The sequence below is a fragment of the Mycobacterium toneyamaense genome (assembly GCF_055384815.1).
Genome location: NZ_AP040333.1, coordinates 4,624,306 through 4,641,801 on the forward strand (window position 1 = coordinate 4,624,306; position 17,496 = coordinate 4,641,801).

The window sequence follows — 17,496 nt, forward strand, 5'->3', positions numbered from 1 at the left end:
CGGCGGTACTTCGTCGCGTGGCGGGTCAAAGCCACGCCGTCGCCGATTCGAAGTAGTTTGACCGATTCGCGGTCAAGGCAGGAGCGTCGAAATGACGCCGCAACATGACCGCACGACCCACACTCAGCGCACGTCGCCGAAGCAGACTCCACGATTGCGGTTGAAGCCCAAGGCTCCCCACAGTGGATATGTCGACGGGGCGTGGTGGCCGCACACCCGCAACCTGAGCACCGAGCTGCCCGACCTGCTGGCCGTCTTGTCGGTGCGCCTCGGACAGATCGACCGGGTGCTCTACAACGTCGGCGAGTGGTCGGCCGCCCCCACCAAACTCGCGGCAGGCGGGCGGCGGGTGCGCCTCGACGGCTATCAGCGCCAGCCGATCAACACCGTTGAGGTGGTTGGTCTCGATCGCAACCGGATCGTGCTCCTGACCGTGCCCGTCGATACGGCTCCGGCAGAAGCCCATTGCGCGCTTATGAGTGCCGCGCAGCCCAATGACCACACGACGGTGTCGGGCATTTTCGCAGCCGCGCAGCACGCGGACTAGCGGTTCATCGCTTCTTGCGCTGAATCACAACAGATTTGGATGCGGACGTTCGCATCCATGTTCAAAAAGAAAGTAGTAGTCACATGACCGAAGGAACCGTGAAGTGGTTCAACGACGCTAAAGGCTTCGGCTTCATCTCCCCCGACGGCGGTGCGCCCGATGTTTTCGTACATCACACCGAAATCCTGGGCGCCGGCTTCCGCTCACTGGAGGAGAACCAGCGAGTGAAGTTCGATGTCACCCAGGGCAATAAGGGCCCGCAGGCCGTCGGCGTCACCACGCTCTGATTCCCGCGGAAATTCTGGACTGACGCGCCACGCGTCAGTCCAGAATCTTTCCCGAAACACGTTGCCGCCGTGCGGCTGTCAGGATTTCCTCGGCGGTCTCCAGCATCGCGTCCTCACCGCGACGCGGGTCTACCGGCTGACCGGCAGCGCGGCGCAGCACCATGCCGGCGAGCGTGTTGTTGGTCGTGCTGGGCACGATCAACAGGGTGGCGGTGGCTTCGCACCCTTCCACGGTCATGATGTGCTGCGCGCGTCCACGCCAGGCCTGCCAATTGAGGTTCGGCGGATTGTGCAGGGGCGACCAGTTGATGCCGACCTCCGCGATCTTCCCGAGACGGTCATCGAGAACCGCCATCAGGCCCCCGAATTCGTCGGCCAGGACTCCCGTGTACGGCCACCAGGCCCCGTCGATCCGACGACCGAGCTTGTCAGACAGGCACAGCCGGACGGGCTTGTCGGCGCGGATCCGTTGCGCGACGTACGCCATCAGGTCACCACCGCATGCTGAAGCCCACTGGTGCGCCATCCCATGAAAAGTCCTAACGGTCGGTGCCGCGATCACCCACCGGCAGAATCACGTAGAGACCACGCTGCCAATGACTTCGAGCGGAGCCGCCAAGCAACATCTGACGCGGCTCTACCTATGACGCTACGCCGCATGCGCGGCCGCCGCGCCGCGCAACCGTCAGTCGCTGTACTCCGCGGTCCCGTCTTCGAGCACCAGCCGGGCGTTGCTGCCGTCGGCCGCAGCGGCCTCGGTACGGAACACCGCGTGCCCAGGCTCGGTGCGCCACACCGATGTCGTCAACGTCTCGCCGGGGAACACCGGGGATGTGAAGCGCGCGCCGACGGCCTTGATCTTGGCGGCGTCACCGCCGGCGAGCTCGGCGACCAGGACGCGGCCGGCGACGCCGTAGGTGCACAGGCCGTGCATGATCGGCTTCGGGAAGCCGGCGAGGGTCTGCGCGAACCACGGGTCGCTGTGCAGCGGGTTCCGGTCGCCGGACAGCCGGTAGATCAGCGGCTGATCCTCGGTGGTGGGCAGCGCCACGACGGCGTCGGCCGGGCGATCCGGGATCTCCGGCGCGGCGGCCCGCTCCCCTGGCTGCCCGCCGAATCCACCCTCACCGCGGATCACCGCGGTCGACCAGGATTCGGCGATCACATTCCCGCTGTCGTCGGTGGCGGTGCCCTTGAACGTCAGGATGGCGTTCTTGCCCTCGCCCTTGTCCTGGATGTCGACCACCTCGGAGCTGACGTTGAATCGGCCCGACGGCGGCAGCGGCGCGTGCAGCCGAATCTGCTGGCTGCCGTGCAGCAGCTTGCCGAAGTTGAAGCTGCCGACCTCCCCGACAGCGCCCCAGGCCGGGCAGCAGATCACCGCGTAGGTGGGCAGCACCTGCTGGTCGATGCCATGGCTGTTCTCCGTGGTGAACGCCAAATCCTTCGTCCCGCAACCCACTCCGAGTGCGTAGAGCAGGGTGTCGCGCTCGGTCCACTCGAAAGGCTGCGGTGCGGTCTTGGCTCCGATGGCATTGGGGTTGATCGGCATTCGGCGGTTCTCCCTCAGAAGTCGGTGTGACAAATTCGGACCATACGCGCTATTGACCTGAACCCGCGACAGGTTCACGATGACTCGCATGCGATATGTCGTTACCGGCGGTACCGGGTTTATTGGCCGCCGCGTCGTCAGCCGGATTCTGGCTCAGTACGACGAAGCCGAAGTGTTCGTTCTCGTTCGTCGGGCCTCGTTGGCTCGCTTCGAAGAACTGGCCGCGGACTGGGGTGACCGGGCGAAACCCCTGGTCGGCGACCTCACCTCCGCAGGTCTGGGCCTGGCCGATCTGGCTGATCTGGGTCCGATCGATCATGTGGTGCACTGCGCCGCGATCTATGACATGACCGTCGACGCCGCCACTCAGCAGGCGGCCAACGTCGAAGGCACTCGCGCGGTGATCGAGTTGACGCGCAGCCTCGGCGCGACGCTGCACCACGTGTCGTCGATCGCGGTGGCCGGCAATTACCGGGGCGTTTTCACGGAGGACGACTTCGATGTCTCCCAGGAGCTGCCGACGCCGTACCACCAGACCAAGTTCGAAGCCGAGCAACTGGTGCGCGCCACCGCGGGTCTGCGGCACCGGATCTACCGGCCTGCCGTCGTCGTCGGCGACTCCCGGACCGGCGAGATGGACAAGGTCGACGGGCCGTATTACTTCTTCGGGGTGCTGTCGCGACTGGCAGCACTGCCGAAATTCACGCCGATGATGGTGCCCGACACCGGCCGTACCAACATCGTGCCGGTGGACTACGTGGTCGACGCGCTGGTGGCGCTGATGCATGCCGAGGGACGCGACGGCCAGACCTTCCATCTGACCTCACCGAATCCCATTGGACTCAAGGACATCTACCGCGGCGTCGCACAGGAAGCCGGCTTACCGCCACTGCGTGGCACCTTGCCGAAAGCCACTGCGGCTCCGGTTCTCAAGGCCACCGGGCGGGCCAAGGTCCTGCGCAACATGGCGGCCATCCAGTTGGGCATCCCCGGTGAGGTGCTCGACGTCGTCGACCTGGCGCCGTCGTTCGCCTCCGAGGCCACTGTGGCAGCACTGCAGGGCACCGGCATCGTGCTGCCCGAATTCGCTTCGTACGCACCGAAGCTCTGGCGTTACTGGGCCGAGCACCTGGACCCGGACCGGGCCCGCCGGGATGATCCGCGCGGCCCGCTGGTCGGACGCAACGTCATCATCACGGGCGCCTCGAGCGGTATCGGCCGGGCCTCAGCCATCGCCGTCGCCGAGCGCGGCGGACGGGTGTTCGCCTTGGCCCGCAGCGCCGACGCTCTCGACGAGCTGGTGACGGAGATTCGCCAATTCGGCGGCGAGGCCTACGCTTTCACGTGCGACGTGGCCGACGGCAGTTCGGTGGAGCACACCGTCAAGGACATCCTGGGCCAATTCGATCACGTCGATTATCTGGTGAACAACGCCGGCCGCTCGATCCGTCGTTCGGTGGTCAACTCGACCGACCGCTTCCACGACTATGAGCGCGTCATGGCGGTCAATTACTTCGGCGCCGTGCGGATGACGCTGGCGCTGCTGCCACACTGGCGCGAACGGCGGTTCGGTCACGTGGTCAATGTGTCGAGCGCCGGGGTGCAAGCGAACAGCCCGAAGTACAGCGCCTATCTGCCGAGCAAGGCCGCACTGGACGCGTTCTCGGAAGTGGTTGGCACCGAGACCCTTTCGGACCACATCACGTTCACCAACATCCACATGCCGTTGGTGGAAACCCCCATGATCGCGCCGTCGAAGCGGTTGAACCCCATGCCGCCGATCACCGCGGAGCACGCCGCGGCAATGGTGGTGCGCGGCCTGGTCGAGAAGCCGGCCCGGATCGACACTCCGATGGGCACGCTGGGTGATCTCGGAAACTACTTCACACCCAAGCTGTCTCGCCGCGTGCTGCACCAGTTGTACCTGGGCTACCCGGATTCGGCAGCGGCCCGCGGTGTCGCCGAAACCCCGCCGCCGGTTGATCGTCCGGATCGCCCGCGCACACCGCGCCGGCCCAAGCGGCCCCTCGCAGCCGGCAAGATCCGGGTGCCCCGTCCGGTCAAGACCGCGGTACGGCTGATCCCCGGCGTGCACTGGTAGACACCGATACAGACGGCGACACCTGGTCCCAGCAATGGGGCTCGGACCAGGTGTCGCGGTGTCGAGGTCAGACCAATTCGTACGCCGGGTCCCGGTGCAGGGTCGAGTCGATGCCCTCTTCCTCCTCTTCCGCCGAGATCCGCAGCCCCATCATCTTCTTGATGACAAGCGCGATGACGAGGGCCACCGTGAACGAGTAGGCCAGGACCGACCCCGCGGCGACGGCCTGCTTGAGCAGCAGGTCTGCGCCGCCGCCGTACAGCAGTCCGTTGACGCCGTTGGGCATGCCCGAGCTGGCGAAGAAACCGATCAGCAGGGTGCCGACGATGCCGCCGACGAGGTGGACGCCGACGACGTCGGTCGAGTCGTCATAGCCGAACTTGTGCTTGAGCCCGATGGCGAACGGGCAGACCACCGCCGGGATGAAGCCGACGAAGATGGCGCCGACCGGGGTGACGGCACCACACGCGGGAGTGATGGCGACCAGACCGGTGATGGCGCCCGAGGCGGCGCCGATGCCGGTGACGTGGCCGTCCTTGAACTTCTCCACCAGGAGCCAGCCCAGCGTGGCCGCACACGTCGCGACGAACGACGTGACCATGACGATCGCCGCCGGCTTGCCCGCGGACAGCGCCGAGCCACCGTTGAACGCGTACCAACCGGCCCACAGCAGACCGGCGCCGAGCAGGATGAGCGGCACGTTGTGCGGCTTACGTGACGACCAGGTCGCCGAGCGGCCGAGCACCAGCGCGACCGCAAGCGCGGCCGCGCCCGCGTTGATGTGGACCGCCGTGCCACCGGCGAAGTCGATGGCGTGCAACTTGTTGGCGATCCAGCCGCCCTTGGCGTCACTCGTGACGACGCCGTCGACCGCGAAAACCCAATGGGCAACGGGGAAATAGACCAGAATCGCCCACGCCGTCGCGAACGTCATCCAGGCGGCGAACTTCATCCGGTCCGCCGCGGCACCCGAGACGATCGCCACGGTCAGCGCCGCGAAGAGCGCCTGGAACAGCGCGAACAAGCTGACCGGCAGGCCGTTGATGGTGGTCATCGGGTCCAGGAGGTTCTTCATCCCCGCGAACTCGGTGAAGCTCCCGACGAATCCGCCGTAGGAAGTGCCGAACGTCATGGAGAAGCCGAACAGCACCCACAGCACTCCGACGACCGCCACGGCGCCGTACGTCATCATCATCATGTTGGTCGAACTCTTCACACTGACCATGCCGCCGTAGAACAGGGCCAGCCCCGGGATCATGATGGTGAGCCCAATGATGCAACAGAGCATGAATGCTGTTGTTCCGGTATCCATTTCGCCTCCTCGCAAGTTCGGGGCACAGGCTATGCCCGTCTCGGGACAGTAGACATCGTTTTCTTTGCGTAGACGATATGGTGCGCGTAACAAGCTTGTGAACGACCTCGTAACGCCGAAGTTACGTAGCTGCTGTTGCAATCCCCAAGCCGCGCGTGTCTACTATTGAGAAACGATGATTCCTATGAGTAGTCGGGAGTTGGCATGACGAAGCCCACCACACTTGCGGAATTGGCCGCCCAGGCGGGAACCAAGTTCATCCTCGCGCTCTTCGTCGACCTGAACGGCAAGCCGTGCGCGAAGCTGGTGCCGGTCGAAGCGGTCGACGAACTCGCCACCGACGGAGTCGGGTTCGCCGGCTACGCAGTCGGCGCGATCGGCCAGGAACCGAAAGACCCCGATCTGGTCGCCATGCCCGATCCCGCGTCGTTCACGCCGATCCCCTTCGTCAAAGAGGGCCTGGCCCTCGTCCATTGCGATCCGCACGTGAACGGCGAGCCGTGGCCGTTCGCGCCGCGCAACATCCTCAAGGCCATGATCCAGCAGGCCGCCGACGCCGGATTCGAACCGTGGATCGGCGCCGAGGTCGAGTACTTCCTACTCAAGCGGGACGCCGACGGCGCATTGGTGCCTGCGGACGACCAGGACACCGCGACCCAACCGTGTTACGACGCCCGCAGTGTCACCCGGATGTACGACCACCTGTCGTCGATCAGCACCGCGATCAACGGTCTGGGCTGGGGCAACTATGCCAACGATCACGAGGACGGGTCCGGCCAGTTCGAACAGAACTTCAATTACGCCGAGGCGCTGACCACCTGTGACCGCGTCATCACCCTGCGTTACCTGCTCAACGTGATGGCCGCTGAGCGGGGCATGATCGCCACGTTCATGCCGAAGCCGTTCGCGAACAAGACCGGATCCGGCCTGCACATGCACATGTCACTCACCAGTGGCGGCGCCCCGGTGTTCCCGACCGAGCCCCACGAGGACGACCGCGGCCTCGCGATGTCCGCGACGGCGTACTCGTTCATCGCCGGCATCCTCGATCACGCGTGCGCCATGCAGGCGGTGATCGCGCCAACGGTCAACTCCTACAAGCGAACCGGCGCCATCTCGACGGCATCGGGTGCCTCATGGGCGCCGCGCTTCCCGACCTATGGCGGCAATGACCGCACCCACTACGTGCGCGTCCCGGACAGCAGTCGCATCGAAATGCGCGGCGCCGACGGTTCGGCCAACCCGTACCTGGCGGCGGCCGTCGCACTCGCCGCCGGCCTGGACGGCATCAAGCGGGCTGCTGACCCCGGCGCCCTGGGCACGGGACCGAAACAGGAACGCCTCCCCGCCACGCTGTTGCACGCCATCGAACGGCTGGAGACCGACGAGGTGATGACCGGCGCCCTGGATGCCGCCATCCCGCCCAACACCGATATCCCCAGTGTCGCCGCCTATTTCGCCCGTCTGAAGAAGACCGAGTTCTGGGACTGGCATTCCGCGGTCGGCGCCTGGGAACACGAGCGCTACCTCACCGCTTTCTGAGCACTGCAGCAAAACCGCTGTCGGCCAACAACATCGGGCCGCGACGAGAAAGGACCAGTACAACCATGTGCGGAATCGTCGGGTTGCACCTGCGCAACCCCGAGCTCTATCCCAGGCTGGGTGAACTGTTGGCCGGCATGCTGACCGCCATGGAGGCGCGCGGCGCCGACTCCGCCGGCATCGCCGTGTATGGCGACCCCGAGTGGTCACCGCCGGGACAGAGCACCATCTCGCTGATCGAAGTCGGCGAGTCCCCCGAACAGGTCGCGGAAGCACTCGGCGCCCGCCTGAGCGCCGAAATCACGGTCATCGCGCGCGATGTGACCTATCTGGTGTCGGCGTCCACGACGCCCGAGGCACTGCTCGCCGCGGCCAAGGCGGTGTACCCGCACGCTCTCGTCGGCGGATTCGGCACCGATGTGGCGGTGCTCAAGGGCGTCGGCACGCCCACGTCGCTGGTCGAGAACTGGGGCTTGGCCGGCGCACAGGGCTGGCAGGGCGTCGGCCATACCCGGATGGCCACCGAATCGGCGGTGACGCCCAGCGGCGCACATCCGTATGCGGTGGGCCCGGATCAGTGTCTGGTGCACAACGGTTCGTTCGCCAACCACGCCGGCATCCGACGTAACCTACGCGCGGCCGGTGTCGAATTCGATTCCGAGAACGACACCGAGGTCGGTGCCCGCTTCGTGGCCCACGAGCTGGCGGCGGGATCCGACGTCGAGCAGGCCCTGACCGATCTGACGACAACATTCGACGGCTTCTACACCCTGCTGGTCTCCAACAGCGACAGCTTCGCCATCGTCCGCGACGCCATCGCGTGCAAACCGGCGGTCATCGCCGAGACCACGGACTGGGTGGCCATGGCATCGGAGTTCCGCGCCCTGGCGCACCTGCCGGGGATCGAGGACGCCCGCATCTGGGAGCCCGAACCCGAAGTGGTCTACGCCTGGAGCCGAGAGGCGGTGCCGGCATGAGCGACGCGCCAACGACTTTCGACCTGTCGACGGTGAGTCTGCGTGACGTCAATGCGGCCCTGCACGCCGACGGCATCGACGGCCAGTTCGTCATCACCAATCCCCAAGGCGCGCACAACGTGGCCGTCGGAGTCAACTCGCCGGTCGAGATCACGGTGCACGGCCACGTCGGCTACTACGCCGCCGGCATGAACCAGAAGGCCGAGATCACCGTCAACGGCAACGCCGGACAAGGTCTGGCGGAGAACATGATGAGCGGTGTCGTCCATGTCACCGGCGACGCATCGCAATCGGCGGGCGCCACGGGGCGCGGCGGACTGCTCGTCATCGACGGCAACGCCGCCGCCCGGTGTGGCATCTCGCTGAAAGGGCTGGACATCGTCATCGGAGGCTCAGTGGGCCACATGAGCGCCTTCATGGCACAGAAGGGCCGCATCGTCATCCGCGGTGACGCCGGCGACGCCCTCGGCGACTCGATCTACGAGGCCCGGCTGTACGTCCGAGGCGAAGTGAAATCCCTTGGTGCGGACTGCATCGAGAAACCGATGGAGGCCGAACACCTCGAGGAGCTCGCGGGCCTGCTCAAGGCGGCGGGCTACGACGACGACCCGGCCACGTACCGGCGCTACGGCTCGGCCCGCAACCTCTATCACTTCCAAGCACACAACTCCTACTGATTGGAGGCCAGCTCATGACCTTCTCGGCAGACGACCGCGCCAACCGCGGTCTACGCGAGTCCGCCACCTTCGACCGCACGACCATCGCCGCCATCCACCGGGCGGCGGAGACCGGCATCTACGACATCCGCGGCTGGGGCGCCAAGCGCGCACTCCCCCATTTCGACGACCTCCTCTTCCTCGGCGCGTCGATGTCGCGCTACCCTCTGGAGGGCTACCGCGAGAAGTGCGGCACCGATGTGGTGTTGGGCGCACGGAACGCCAAATACCCACTGCACCTGGATATCCCGGTCACCATCGCCGGCATGTCGTTCGGGGCGCTGTCCGGCCGCGCCAAGGAGGCGCTCGGACGCGGCGCCTCAGAAGTGGGTACGTCGACCACCACGGGAGACGGCGGCATGACGCCCGAGGAACGTGGCCACTCCAAACACCTTGTCTACCAATACCTGCCGAACCGGTACGGAATGAACCCGGACGACCTACGCCGCGCCGACGCCATCGAGGTGGTACTCGGCCAGGGCGCCAAGCCCGGTGGTGGCGGAATGCTGCTGGGCCAGAAGGTCTCCGAACGGGTCGCCGGGATGCGCGACCTGCCACAGGGCATCGACCAGCGCTCGGCGTCGCGGCACCCCGACTGGACCGGCCCTGACGACCTGACCATCAAGATCAACGAGCTCCGTGAGATCACCGATTGGGAGAAGCCGATCTACGTCAAGGTCGGCGCATCGCGCACGTACTACGACGTCAAACTCGCGGTCCACGCCGGCGCCGACGTCGTCGTGGTCGACGGCATGCAGGGCGGCACCGCGGCCACCCAAGAGGTGTTCATCGAGCACGTCGGCATCCCCACCCTGGCCGCAGTACCGCAAGCCGTGCAGGCCCTGCAGGAACTCGGCGTACACCGCAAGCCCGACGGCGTGCAATTGATCGTGTCCGGCGGCATCCGCACCGGCGCCGACGTCGCGAAAGCACTGGCGCTGGGAGCCGACGCCGTCGCGATCGGCACCGCTGCATTGATCGCGCTCGGCGACAACCACCCGAAGTACGAGGCCGAGTACGCCCAACTCGGCTCGGCAGCAGGGTTTTTCGACGACTTCCAGGACGGCCAGGACCCAGCAGGCATCACCACGCAGGATCCGGTGTTGCAGCAGGCGCTGGACCCGGTCGACGGCGGCCGCCGCGTCGCCAACTACCTGCGCGTCTTGACGATGGAGGCACAGACCATCGCACGCGCCTGCGGCAAGGCACACGTCACGCACCTGGAGCCTGAGGACATGGTTGCCGTGTCCATCGAAGCCGCCGCCATGGCGCGGGTGCCGTTGGCCGGCACGTCGTGGATCCCGGGCCACTCCGCGGCAGGTGGTTTCTGATGGCGTCGAAAGCCGTGATCATCGGTGGCGGCCTCATCGGACTGTCCATCGCACACTCCCTGACTCAGCGCGGGCTCACGGATATCCTTGTCCTGGAACGGCATCAGCTGGCCAGCGGCGGCACCGGAAAATCATCGGGCATCGTCCGCGCCCACTACGGTGTGCCGTCGATCGCCGCGATGGCCTGGCGCAGCCTGCCGGTGATCGAACAGCTGGGAGACGCCGTCGGCTTCCGCCAGGTCGGCTACACCGTGCTCGTCGGTGACGAGAACGTCGACGCCCTGAGCGCGAACACGGCCATGCATCAATCGCTCGGCGTCGAGGTCGAACTGATCGACACCGACACCCTGCAGAAACTGTGGCCGATGCTCGAAACCTCCGATGTGGCACTGGCTTCCTACGAACCACGCGGCGGATTCGCCGACGCCACCCAGCTGGCACTGCACTTCGGGCAGGCAGCCCGGGCGGCGGGGGCCAGGATCCGGCAGAACACGCCCGTCGCCCGCGTCGTGACAGCCGGCGACAAGGTCACCGGGGTCATGCTGGAGAACGGTGACCTCATCGACGCCGATCTGGTGATCGTGGCCAACGGCTGGTGGTCGGCAAAGTTGTTGGCCGCCATGGGCATCGACTTTCCCATCGAGGCGTATCGATCGGAACTGCTGATCGTCGACGCCGGCACACCGCTGCCGGACCTGCCGGTGATCTCCGACTTGATCAGCCTGCAGTACTGCCGCGTCGAAGGCTCCGGCCAGTTTCTGGTCGGCAACAGCGACCACGCCGACTTCCAGAAGAAGTTCGTCGACCCGGACAACTACTCGAATGTCGCGGCGGAGGCATCCGTCCTGGCCTACGGCGAGAAGGTGATGCACCGGTTCCCCGGCTTCCCCGAACCGGCGGTGACTCACACCTACGCCGGGGTGTATGACGTTCCGCCGGACTGGAATCCGGTGATCGCGCCGATCGGCGGGGTCGACGGGTTGATCCTGGCAGCCGGTTTCGCCGGTCACGGATTCAAGATCAGCCCGGCGGTCGGTGAGCTGGTCGCGGACCTGGTGTTCGAGGGCGACAGCACCGATCCCGACATCCCGGCCACGGACTTCCGGCTGGAACGGTTCGCCGAAGGCAAGCCGCTCAACAGCCTGCACCCGTACGTGGGTGCGGGCGAGATGCGCTGACGACCTCAAATTTCTCTGCCAAGAAGGATTTTTCATGCCTGACACCGTCACCTCGTTGCTTGCCGAGATCGCCGGCACCGGCGTCGACAACCAGCGCGGCGGCTACACCCGGCCCGTCTATTCGACTGCCGAGCTCGACCTGCGGTCGTGGTTCATCGCGCACGCGGCCAAGCGCGGTCTGGACATCGAGACCGATCGCAACGGGATCATCTGGGCCTGGTCGGGCGGGGTCGGCGATGACGCCGTCGTCACCGGCAGCCACCTGGATTCGGTGCCCGGAGGTGGCGCCTACGACGGACCGCTCGGGGTGGCGTCGGCGTTGGTCGCCTTCGATCTGCTGGCCGCCCGCGGCGTCGGCGGACGGCGGGCCATCGCGGTGTTCCCCGAGGAGGAGGGCTCCCGTTTCGGGGTCGCATGCCTGGGCTCGCGGCTGCTGACCGGTGCGATCGACCCGGACCGGGCCCGATCGCTGGCAGACAGCAGCGGCACCACGTTCGCCGAGGCAAGTCGTTGTGCCGGAATCGATCCCGCTCATCTGGGGCCCGATCCAGACATGGTGCGGCGGATCGGGACGTTCGTGGAACTCCATGTCGAACAGGGCCGCGGTCTGATCGACCTGGGCAGGCCGGTGGCTGTCGCGTCGTCCATCCTCGGCCACGGCCGGTGGCGGTTGTCCTTCACCGGTGCGGGCAACCACGCCGGCACCACGCTCATGACGGACCGGGCCGATCCCATGGTGGCCGCCGCCCGGCTGATCACCGCCGTCCAGTCACAGGCGCGGGCCATCAGCGGCGCACGCGCCACCGTCGGCCGGATCGTCCCGGTGCCCGGCGGCACCAACGTCATCGCCTCGCGTGTGGATCTCTGGCTGGACGTACGTCACCCCGAGGACGCGGTGACCAAGTTCCTGGTGCACGAGATCGCGGAGGCCGCCAATGCCGCTGCCGCCGGCGAGGGCTGTGGTGTCACGATGACCGAGGAATCATTCAGCGCCACCGTCGATTTCGATTCGTCGTTGCGTGACGGGCTGAGCGCTGCGCTCGATGACGCGCCGATACTGGGCACCGGCGCGGGGCATGATGCCGGAGTCTTGAAGGATCACGTGCCCACCGCAATGTTGTTCGTGCGCAACCCCACCGGCGTCTCCCACGCGCCGTCCGAAGCGGTCGAGAACGCGGATGCCGAAGCCGGCTCGCTCGCTCTGGCCGACAGCCTGCAGTACCTCATCGAGACCCAGTCGGCACGGACCGATCCCGACGCGCGTCGTCTACTGACAGTGGACGTTGATGCGTTACGGTTGACAGGTGGAGAACGACGAAACGCTACTTCGCAATGCGGGCACCACCCGTAACCGACGGCCCGACGACAAGGTCGAAGAACTCGAGCTCGAGGTCGCCATCGCGCGCAATGTTCGTCAGCTGCGCCACAATTCGGGTCTGTCGGTCGGAGAGATGGCCGCCCGCATCGGCATCTCCAAGGCCATGCTGTCCAAGGTCGAGAATGCCCAGACGTCCTGCTCGCTGAGCACCCTCGCGCTGCTGTCCAAAGGTTTCGACGTACCGGTGACCTACCTGTTCCGCGGTGCCGACACCGAACGGCCCGCGTCGTTCGTCAAAGCCGGCAAGGGCACCCCGATCGTCCGCAGCGGCTCGCAGGCCGGCCACGAATACGAACTACTGGGTGGGCTCCGCGGCGAGCACAAACGCCTGGAATGCCTGATGGTGACGCTCAACGAGGACAGTGAGGTCTATCCACTGTTCCAGCATCCCGGGACCGAATTCATCTACATGCTCGACGGCGTCATGGACTACGGCCACGGCCGGTCCGAGTATCGACTCGAGCCCGGCGACTCACTGCAGTTCGACGGTGAGGGCGTCCACGGGCCCACCCGGCTCATCCGTCTGCCGATCCGCTTTGTGTCGGTCATCGCATTCCCCGACGGCGCGATATAGATAACAGGCCCAGAGCCCGCGATCGGACTGCCCGTTCCCCCGCGGCCCTTTAGGGTTGGCGACATGACAGGGGGCCTACTACCCGTCGGACAGACCAGGGTGCAGCCGGTTTTTGCCGACGTCGACACCGGCGTAGACGACGCGATGGCACTGGCCTACCTGCTGGCCAGTGCCGATGCCGAGCTGGTGGGCATCGCGTCCACCGCGGGCAACGTCCCGGTCGACCAGGTATGCGTCAACAATCTGGGGCTGCTTCAGATGTGCGGCGTCGGCCCCATCCCGGTGTCCAGGGGCTCGAGCGTCCCGCTGGTCGCGCCGTTGCGCACCGCCGAGGACACCCACGGCCCGCAGGGACTCGGTTATGCGGAACTTCCTGAGCCCGACGCCGAGTCCGAAATCGGCGGCGTGCTCACCGAGTACGACGCCGCCGAGGCCTGGATCCAGGCCGCACGCGAGTACCCCGGCGAGTTGATCGGTCTCGTCACCGGCCCGCTGACCAACTTCGCGCTGGCGCTGCGGCAGGAGCCGTCGCTCCCTCGGTTGCTGCGACGCCTGGTGATCATGGGCGGCGCCTTCGACTACCGGGGCAACACCACGCCGGTGTCCGAATGGAACATCAGCGTCGACCCGGAGGCCGCCGCCGAGGTGTTCTCGGTCTGGGGCGCGGCCTGGGGTCTGGAGGACCCGACGCATCTGCCAATAGTGCTGGGGCTCAACCTGACCGAGAACGTCGCGATGACACCGTCGCTGTTGAGCCGGCTGGCTACCGCAGCGGGCGGACCGTCGTCGCCGATGAGTGTGCTGGACGATCGCGGGACACGGTCGACGTCATCCAACCCGCTGATCCGGGTGCTGGAAGACGCCATGCGGTTCTACTTCGAGTTCCATTTCGACCAGGGCGAGGGCTACCTGGCGCACCTGCACGACCCGCTCGCGGCGGCGGTGGCGCTCGACCCGGACATCGTCCGGTACCAGCAGGCGACGGTCGACGTGGAACTGCTGGGCACGTTGACGCGCGGCATGACGGTCGCCGACTGGCGCGGACACTGGGGACGCCAGCCCAATGCCCACATCGGCATCGAGGTCGACCCGGTGGCGTTCTTCGATCGGTTCATCGAGCGCGTCGGGGCCTTCGCATCCAAGTTGTGAGGGGTGTTCCGACGACTCCGCGAGCAGGCGCAAAACTGTCTTTTCCGAACGGAATTCGACAGGTTTACGTTCCCCCGCAAGCGGGAGGTGCCCCCAGCTCGCGGCGGGAGCTCAGTCGTCGGTGACGGTGATCTTGACGTCGATGTTGCCGCGGGTGGCGTTGGAGTAGGGGCAGACCTGGTGGGCCTTGTCCGCCAGCTCCTGCGCAGCGTCGTGCTCCAGGTTGGGCAGGGTGATCTCCAGCTCGACCGCCAGGCCGAATCCGCCGTTGTCCAGCTGGCCGAGCGAAACCCGCGCTCCCACAGACGAATCGGTGACATCAGCCTTGGCTTCGCGGGCCACCAGGCGCAGCGCCGAGTGGTAGCAGGCGGCGTAGCCGATGGCGAAAAGCTGCTCGGGGTTGGTGCCGTTGCCGCTGCCACCCATCTCCTTCGGGATGGCCAGATCCAGGTCCAGCTTGCCGTCGGAAGTGCGGCCGTGGCCGTCGCGACCTTCGCCGGTGGCCAGGGCTTCGGCGGTGTACAGCGTCTTCATGTCGATCTCCTTGTGGTGGTTGGTACCGGTGACGCGGGTTGCGTCGGTAAATCAATGCGATGCGGTGAGCGCATCGGTCAATCGGTGAATCGCGTCGCGCAGATCCGCGGCTTCCTGCTCGGTGATGCCGGTCTGGGCGCCCAGCTTCTCGGGGATGCACTGGGCCTTTCCCTCGAGCTTGCGGCCGGCCGGGGTGAGGGTCACCTCGACCTGACGCTCGTCCTGCAACGACCGTTCACGACGGATGAATCCATTGGCTTCCAAGCGTTTCAGTAGCGGTGAGAGAGTCCCCGAATCCAGCTGCAGTCGCTCACCCAGGCGCCCGACCGTGACCCGATCCTCTTCCCACAGCACCAGCAGCACGAGGTACTGCGGATAGGTGAGGTTCAGCTCGGTCAGGATCGGCCGGTAGGCCGCCGTCATCGCCCGCGACGCCGAGTACAAGGCGAAGCAGAGCTGACGGTCCAAGGTGAGTGCGTCCACGTGAAGAACTGTAGCCCACAATTTAGTTGTGCACAACCATAATTTTCTCGTGCTGCCGGCAGGCCTCGAAGATGTCGCTGGTTCGGGTACTTCCGGCGGTGCCACAGTCCGCCCATCCCCGAGGGGTGCTACGGCGAATGTGCAGTTTCGGACGGTGAATCTGCGAAATGTCGAACGAAACCTGCACATTCGTCATAGGAAGCGATGGGGCAACCATTGGGTGCCGCCCCGCCCAGGAACTCCACGGTTCGAACTACAGCGCCGGCCTATTCATAAACCCCCTCCACATACCACCGCCGCTGTCGATAGCAGAGGAGCAGCGCACGGCTCTCCCCTTCATCTCCGAGCAGCACCTGAACCCGGGCCGTGCGGCCCTTCCCCCGCTCCGGATCCCACCAGCGTTCGTCGACCGGCCACGGCCCCGCCCACCAGCGCAACGCCCCGCGGTAACCCGAACCCGTCAGCCCCACCGGATCGGTGGAGAACATGCCCCGGTCCGTCACCCGAACCGAATCACCGCGTACGTCAACAAGTTCCACCGGGTCATCCAGCAGGACCACCGGAGCCGGCTCCGGCAGGCGCCCGGGCCACGGCTGGGCCGGATCATTCAACGGCACCACCTCATCACCCAGCGGCGTGAGCGTGATGCGCTCGGCCGGCCCCCGCCCACCACTGAGCACCGGCACCTGCACCGCCTCCGGCCCGAGCAGACCCTGGACCCGCACCAGCGCCCGCCGGGCGCGCATCCGGTCGTCATCTCCGGAAGATCCCCACAACGGCAACTGCAATGCCGCGGCCGAGACGACCTCGACCGGATGCAGCCGCAACACCGTGATGGGTCCGGTGGGCCCGGCGCCGCCCAGTCCCCGCCTGGTCAGCCAACCGTCCAGCTGCCACCGCACCCGGTCCGCGGTGGCGTCCTCCGTCAGCGGCTCGGCACACCGCCAAACCCGTTGCAGTTCCTCACCGTTGGCGGTCACCGCATCGATGGCCAGCCGGGTGCACCCCACCCCGGCGGACTCCAGGCTGCGGTGCAACTGGCTTGCCAGCGAGCGTCCGGCGAATGCCGCCGCGTCCACCCGGTCGATCGGCGGGTCGCAGTCCATCACGGCGTCGAGGTCCGCCGGCGTCTCCGGCCCCGACGGGCGGCGCGCCGGTTCACCCCGCGAAAACCGGTGCGCGACCACGGCATCGGTACCGAACCGGGACGCCACGTCGGTCCGCGACAGCGCGGCGAACTGCCCGATGGTTCGGATACCCATGCGCCACAACAAGTCCGCCAGTTCTTCCCGGCCCTCACCGGACAGGCTCGGTTCGGTGGCCAACTGCCGGATGGACAATTCGGCGAGAAACTGCGCATCCTCACCCGGCGCGAGGATGCGCCCTGCCCGGGCCGCGAAGACCGCCGTGGGCAGCTGGTCGGCGATGCCCACCTGGCATTCGACCCCGGCCGCACCCACCGCGTCGACCAATCGTTCAGCCGCGGTCTGCTCCGACCCGAAATACCGGGCCGCGCCACGCACCGGCAATACCAGCAGCCCCGGCCGCAGGACCTCTGCGCGCGGCACGACCTCGTCGACCGCGGCCGTCACGCCCTCGAAGTGACGGGCGTCCCGCGCCGGATCGGCGGTGGCGACGTGCAATTGCGGACAGCGTGCCTGAGCTTCCCTGCGCCGCAACCCCCTTCGGACGCCCGATGCCCGAGCCGACGCCGAACAGGCCGCCACCCGGTTCGCCAGAGTGACCGCCACCGGCTCGGTCACCGGCAGCCCGGCCGCCACCGCCGCCGCCACCGCAGGCCAGTCCATGCACCAGATGGCCAACACCCGCGACAT

General features: G+C 66.8%; 17 protein-coding genes. 11 read left to right on the forward strand and 6 right to left on the reverse strand.

Annotated features, from left to right (window positions below):
- Positions 1-91 precede the first annotated feature (91 nt).
- Together ACZ5IQ_RS22300 and ACZ5IQ_RS22305 are read left to right on the forward strand one after the other, a co-directional pair.
- Entirely contained in the window at positions 92-547 is a 456-nt protein-coding gene (locus tag ACZ5IQ_RS22300; protein WP_464480297.1) for a DUF5994 family protein, read from the forward strand.
- A gap of 83 nt (positions 548-630) precedes the next feature.
- Complete coding sequence (locus ACZ5IQ_RS22305) at positions 631-834, forward strand: cold-shock protein (RefSeq protein WP_020102455.1); 204 nt, start codon at positions 631-633, stop codon at positions 832-834.
- A 34-nt stretch (positions 835-868) separates the two neighbouring features.
- Here ACZ5IQ_RS22305 and ACZ5IQ_RS22310 read toward each other — a convergent pair whose 3' ends face one another.
- Positions 869-1,321 carry a DUF5994 family protein gene (locus tag ACZ5IQ_RS22310; RefSeq protein ID WP_464480298.1) on the reverse strand — a complete coding sequence of 151 codons (453 nt, stop codon included), beginning with the start codon at positions 1,319-1,321 and terminating at the stop codon, positions 869-871.
- A 198-nt stretch (positions 1,322-1,519) separates the two neighbouring features.
- On the reverse strand, positions 1,520-2,386 hold the full coding sequence (locus ACZ5IQ_RS22315; RefSeq protein WP_464480299.1) for a MaoC family dehydratase: 867 nt from the start codon (positions 2,384-2,386) through the stop codon (positions 1,520-1,522).
- Positions 2,387-2,474: 88 nt separating this feature from the next.
- Between ACZ5IQ_RS22315 and ACZ5IQ_RS22320 the strand changes: the two genes are divergently transcribed.
- On the forward strand, positions 2,475-4,487 hold the full coding sequence (locus tag ACZ5IQ_RS22320) for an SDR family oxidoreductase (RefSeq protein ID WP_464480300.1): 2,013 nt from the start codon (positions 2,475-2,477) through the stop codon (positions 4,485-4,487).
- A gap of 67 nt (positions 4,488-4,554) precedes the next feature.
- Here ACZ5IQ_RS22320 and ACZ5IQ_RS22325 read toward each other — a convergent pair whose 3' ends face one another.
- The gene (locus ACZ5IQ_RS22325) at positions 4,555-5,799 is read right to left on the reverse strand and encodes an ammonium transporter (protein ID WP_464480301.1); all 1,245 of its coding nucleotides are present in this window, start codon (positions 5,797-5,799) and stop codon (positions 4,555-4,557) included.
- A gap of 204 nt (positions 5,800-6,003) precedes the next feature.
- On the opposite strand from ACZ5IQ_RS22325, the gene glnT reads away from it, so the two are divergent.
- From glnT to ACZ5IQ_RS22365, 8 genes are all read left to right on the forward strand, one after another.
- Positions 6,004-7,341: a type III glutamate--ammonia ligase gene (glnT, locus tag ACZ5IQ_RS22330; protein ID WP_464480302.1), complete on the forward strand. Its 1,338-nt coding sequence runs from the start codon at positions 6,004-6,006 to the stop codon at positions 7,339-7,341.
- Between the two features lie 65 nt (positions 7,342-7,406).
- Entirely contained in the window at positions 7,407-8,318 is a 912-nt protein-coding gene (locus tag ACZ5IQ_RS22335; protein WP_212806808.1) for a class II glutamine amidotransferase domain-containing protein, read from the forward strand.
- Positions 8,315-8,995: a protein glxC gene (locus ACZ5IQ_RS22340; RefSeq protein WP_212806809.1), complete on the forward strand. Its 681-nt coding sequence runs from the start codon at positions 8,315-8,317 to the stop codon at positions 8,993-8,995. The genes ACZ5IQ_RS22335 and ACZ5IQ_RS22340 overlap by 4 nt, the downstream gene beginning before the upstream one ends.
- A gap of 14 nt (positions 8,996-9,009) precedes the next feature.
- Positions 9,010-10,365 (forward strand): FMN-binding glutamate synthase family protein, encoded by a 1,356-nt coding sequence (locus tag ACZ5IQ_RS22345; RefSeq protein ID WP_212806810.1) that lies wholly within the window; start codon positions 9,010-9,012, stop codon positions 10,363-10,365.
- On the forward strand, positions 10,365-11,543 hold the full coding sequence (locus tag ACZ5IQ_RS22350) for an NAD(P)/FAD-dependent oxidoreductase (protein ID WP_464480303.1): 1,179 nt from the start codon (positions 10,365-10,367) through the stop codon (positions 11,541-11,543). Before ACZ5IQ_RS22345 ends, ACZ5IQ_RS22350 begins: the two co-directional genes overlap by 1 nt.
- Before the next feature lie 34 nt (positions 11,544-11,577).
- On the forward strand, positions 11,578-12,894 hold the full coding sequence (locus ACZ5IQ_RS22355; RefSeq protein WP_464480304.1) for an allantoate amidohydrolase: 1,317 nt from the start codon (positions 11,578-11,580) through the stop codon (positions 12,892-12,894).
- Positions 12,848-13,495 (forward strand): helix-turn-helix domain-containing protein, encoded by a 648-nt coding sequence (locus ACZ5IQ_RS22360; protein ID WP_212806813.1) that lies wholly within the window; start codon positions 12,848-12,850, stop codon positions 13,493-13,495. Before ACZ5IQ_RS22355 ends, ACZ5IQ_RS22360 begins: the two co-directional genes overlap by 47 nt.
- Positions 13,496-13,558: 63 nt before the next feature.
- The gene (locus ACZ5IQ_RS22365) at positions 13,559-14,644 is read left to right on the forward strand and encodes a nucleoside hydrolase (protein ID WP_464480305.1); all 1,086 of its coding nucleotides are present in this window, start codon (positions 13,559-13,561) and stop codon (positions 14,642-14,644) included.
- A gap of 111 nt (positions 14,645-14,755) precedes the next feature.
- On the opposite strand, the gene ACZ5IQ_RS22370 is transcribed toward ACZ5IQ_RS22365, so the two are convergent.
- The 3 genes from ACZ5IQ_RS22370 to ACZ5IQ_RS22380 all read right to left on the reverse strand — a co-directional run bounded on the left by ACZ5IQ_RS22370 (position 14,756) and on the right by ACZ5IQ_RS22380 (position 17,496).
- Positions 14,756-15,178 carry an organic hydroperoxide resistance protein gene (locus tag ACZ5IQ_RS22370; protein WP_020102468.1) on the reverse strand — a complete coding sequence of 141 codons (423 nt, stop codon included), beginning with the start codon at positions 15,176-15,178 and terminating at the stop codon, positions 14,756-14,758.
- A 51-nt stretch (positions 15,179-15,229) separates the two neighbouring features.
- Entirely contained in the window at positions 15,230-15,661 is a 432-nt protein-coding gene (locus ACZ5IQ_RS22375; protein WP_318986507.1) for a MarR family winged helix-turn-helix transcriptional regulator, read from the reverse strand.
- 266 nt (positions 15,662-15,927) lie between these two features.
- Entirely contained in the window at positions 15,928-17,496 is a 1,569-nt protein-coding gene (locus tag ACZ5IQ_RS22380) for a DNA polymerase Y family protein (RefSeq protein WP_464480306.1), read from the reverse strand.

Excerpts from the sequence above, each read along its gene's own strand:
- ACZ5IQ_RS22300 (WP_464480297.1), top strand. The coding sequence starts at position 92 with ATGACGCCGCAACATGACCGCACGACCCACACTCAGCGCACGTCGCCG.
- ACZ5IQ_RS22305 (WP_020102455.1), top strand. The coding sequence starts at position 631 with ATGACCGAAGGAACCGTGAAGTGGTTCAACGACGCTAAAGGCTTCGGC.
- ACZ5IQ_RS22310 (WP_464480298.1), bottom strand. The coding sequence starts at position 1,321 with ATGGCGTACGTCGCGCAACGGATCCGCGCCGACAAGCCCGTCCGGCTG.
- ACZ5IQ_RS22315 (WP_464480299.1), bottom strand. The coding sequence starts at position 2,386 with ATGCCGATCAACCCCAATGCCATCGGAGCCAAGACCGCACCGCAGCCT.
- ACZ5IQ_RS22320 (WP_464480300.1), top strand. The coding sequence starts at position 2,475 with ATGCGATATGTCGTTACCGGCGGTACCGGGTTTATTGGCCGCCGCGTC.
- ACZ5IQ_RS22325 (WP_464480301.1), bottom strand. The coding sequence starts at position 5,799 with ATGGATACCGGAACAACAGCATTCATGCTCTGTTGCATCATTGGGCTC.
- glnT (WP_464480302.1), top strand. The coding sequence starts at position 6,004 with ATGACGAAGCCCACCACACTTGCGGAATTGGCCGCCCAGGCGGGAACC.
- ACZ5IQ_RS22335 (WP_212806808.1), top strand. The coding sequence starts at position 7,407 with ATGTGCGGAATCGTCGGGTTGCACCTGCGCAACCCCGAGCTCTATCCC.
- ACZ5IQ_RS22340 (WP_212806809.1), top strand. The coding sequence starts at position 8,315 with ATGAGCGACGCGCCAACGACTTTCGACCTGTCGACGGTGAGTCTGCGT.
- ACZ5IQ_RS22345 (WP_212806810.1), top strand. The coding sequence starts at position 9,010 with ATGACCTTCTCGGCAGACGACCGCGCCAACCGCGGTCTACGCGAGTCC.
- ACZ5IQ_RS22350 (WP_464480303.1), top strand. The coding sequence starts at position 10,365 with ATGGCGTCGAAAGCCGTGATCATCGGTGGCGGCCTCATCGGACTGTCC.
- ACZ5IQ_RS22355 (WP_464480304.1), top strand. The coding sequence starts at position 11,578 with ATGCCTGACACCGTCACCTCGTTGCTTGCCGAGATCGCCGGCACCGGC.
- ACZ5IQ_RS22365 (WP_464480305.1), top strand. The coding sequence starts at position 13,559 with ATGACAGGGGGCCTACTACCCGTCGGACAGACCAGGGTGCAGCCGGTT.
- ACZ5IQ_RS22370 (WP_020102468.1), bottom strand. The coding sequence starts at position 15,178 with ATGAAGACGCTGTACACCGCCGAAGCCCTGGCCACCGGCGAAGGTCGC.
- ACZ5IQ_RS22380 (WP_464480306.1), bottom strand. The coding sequence starts at position 17,496 with ATGTCGCGGGTGTTGGCCATCTGGTGCATGGACTGGCCTGCGGTGGCG.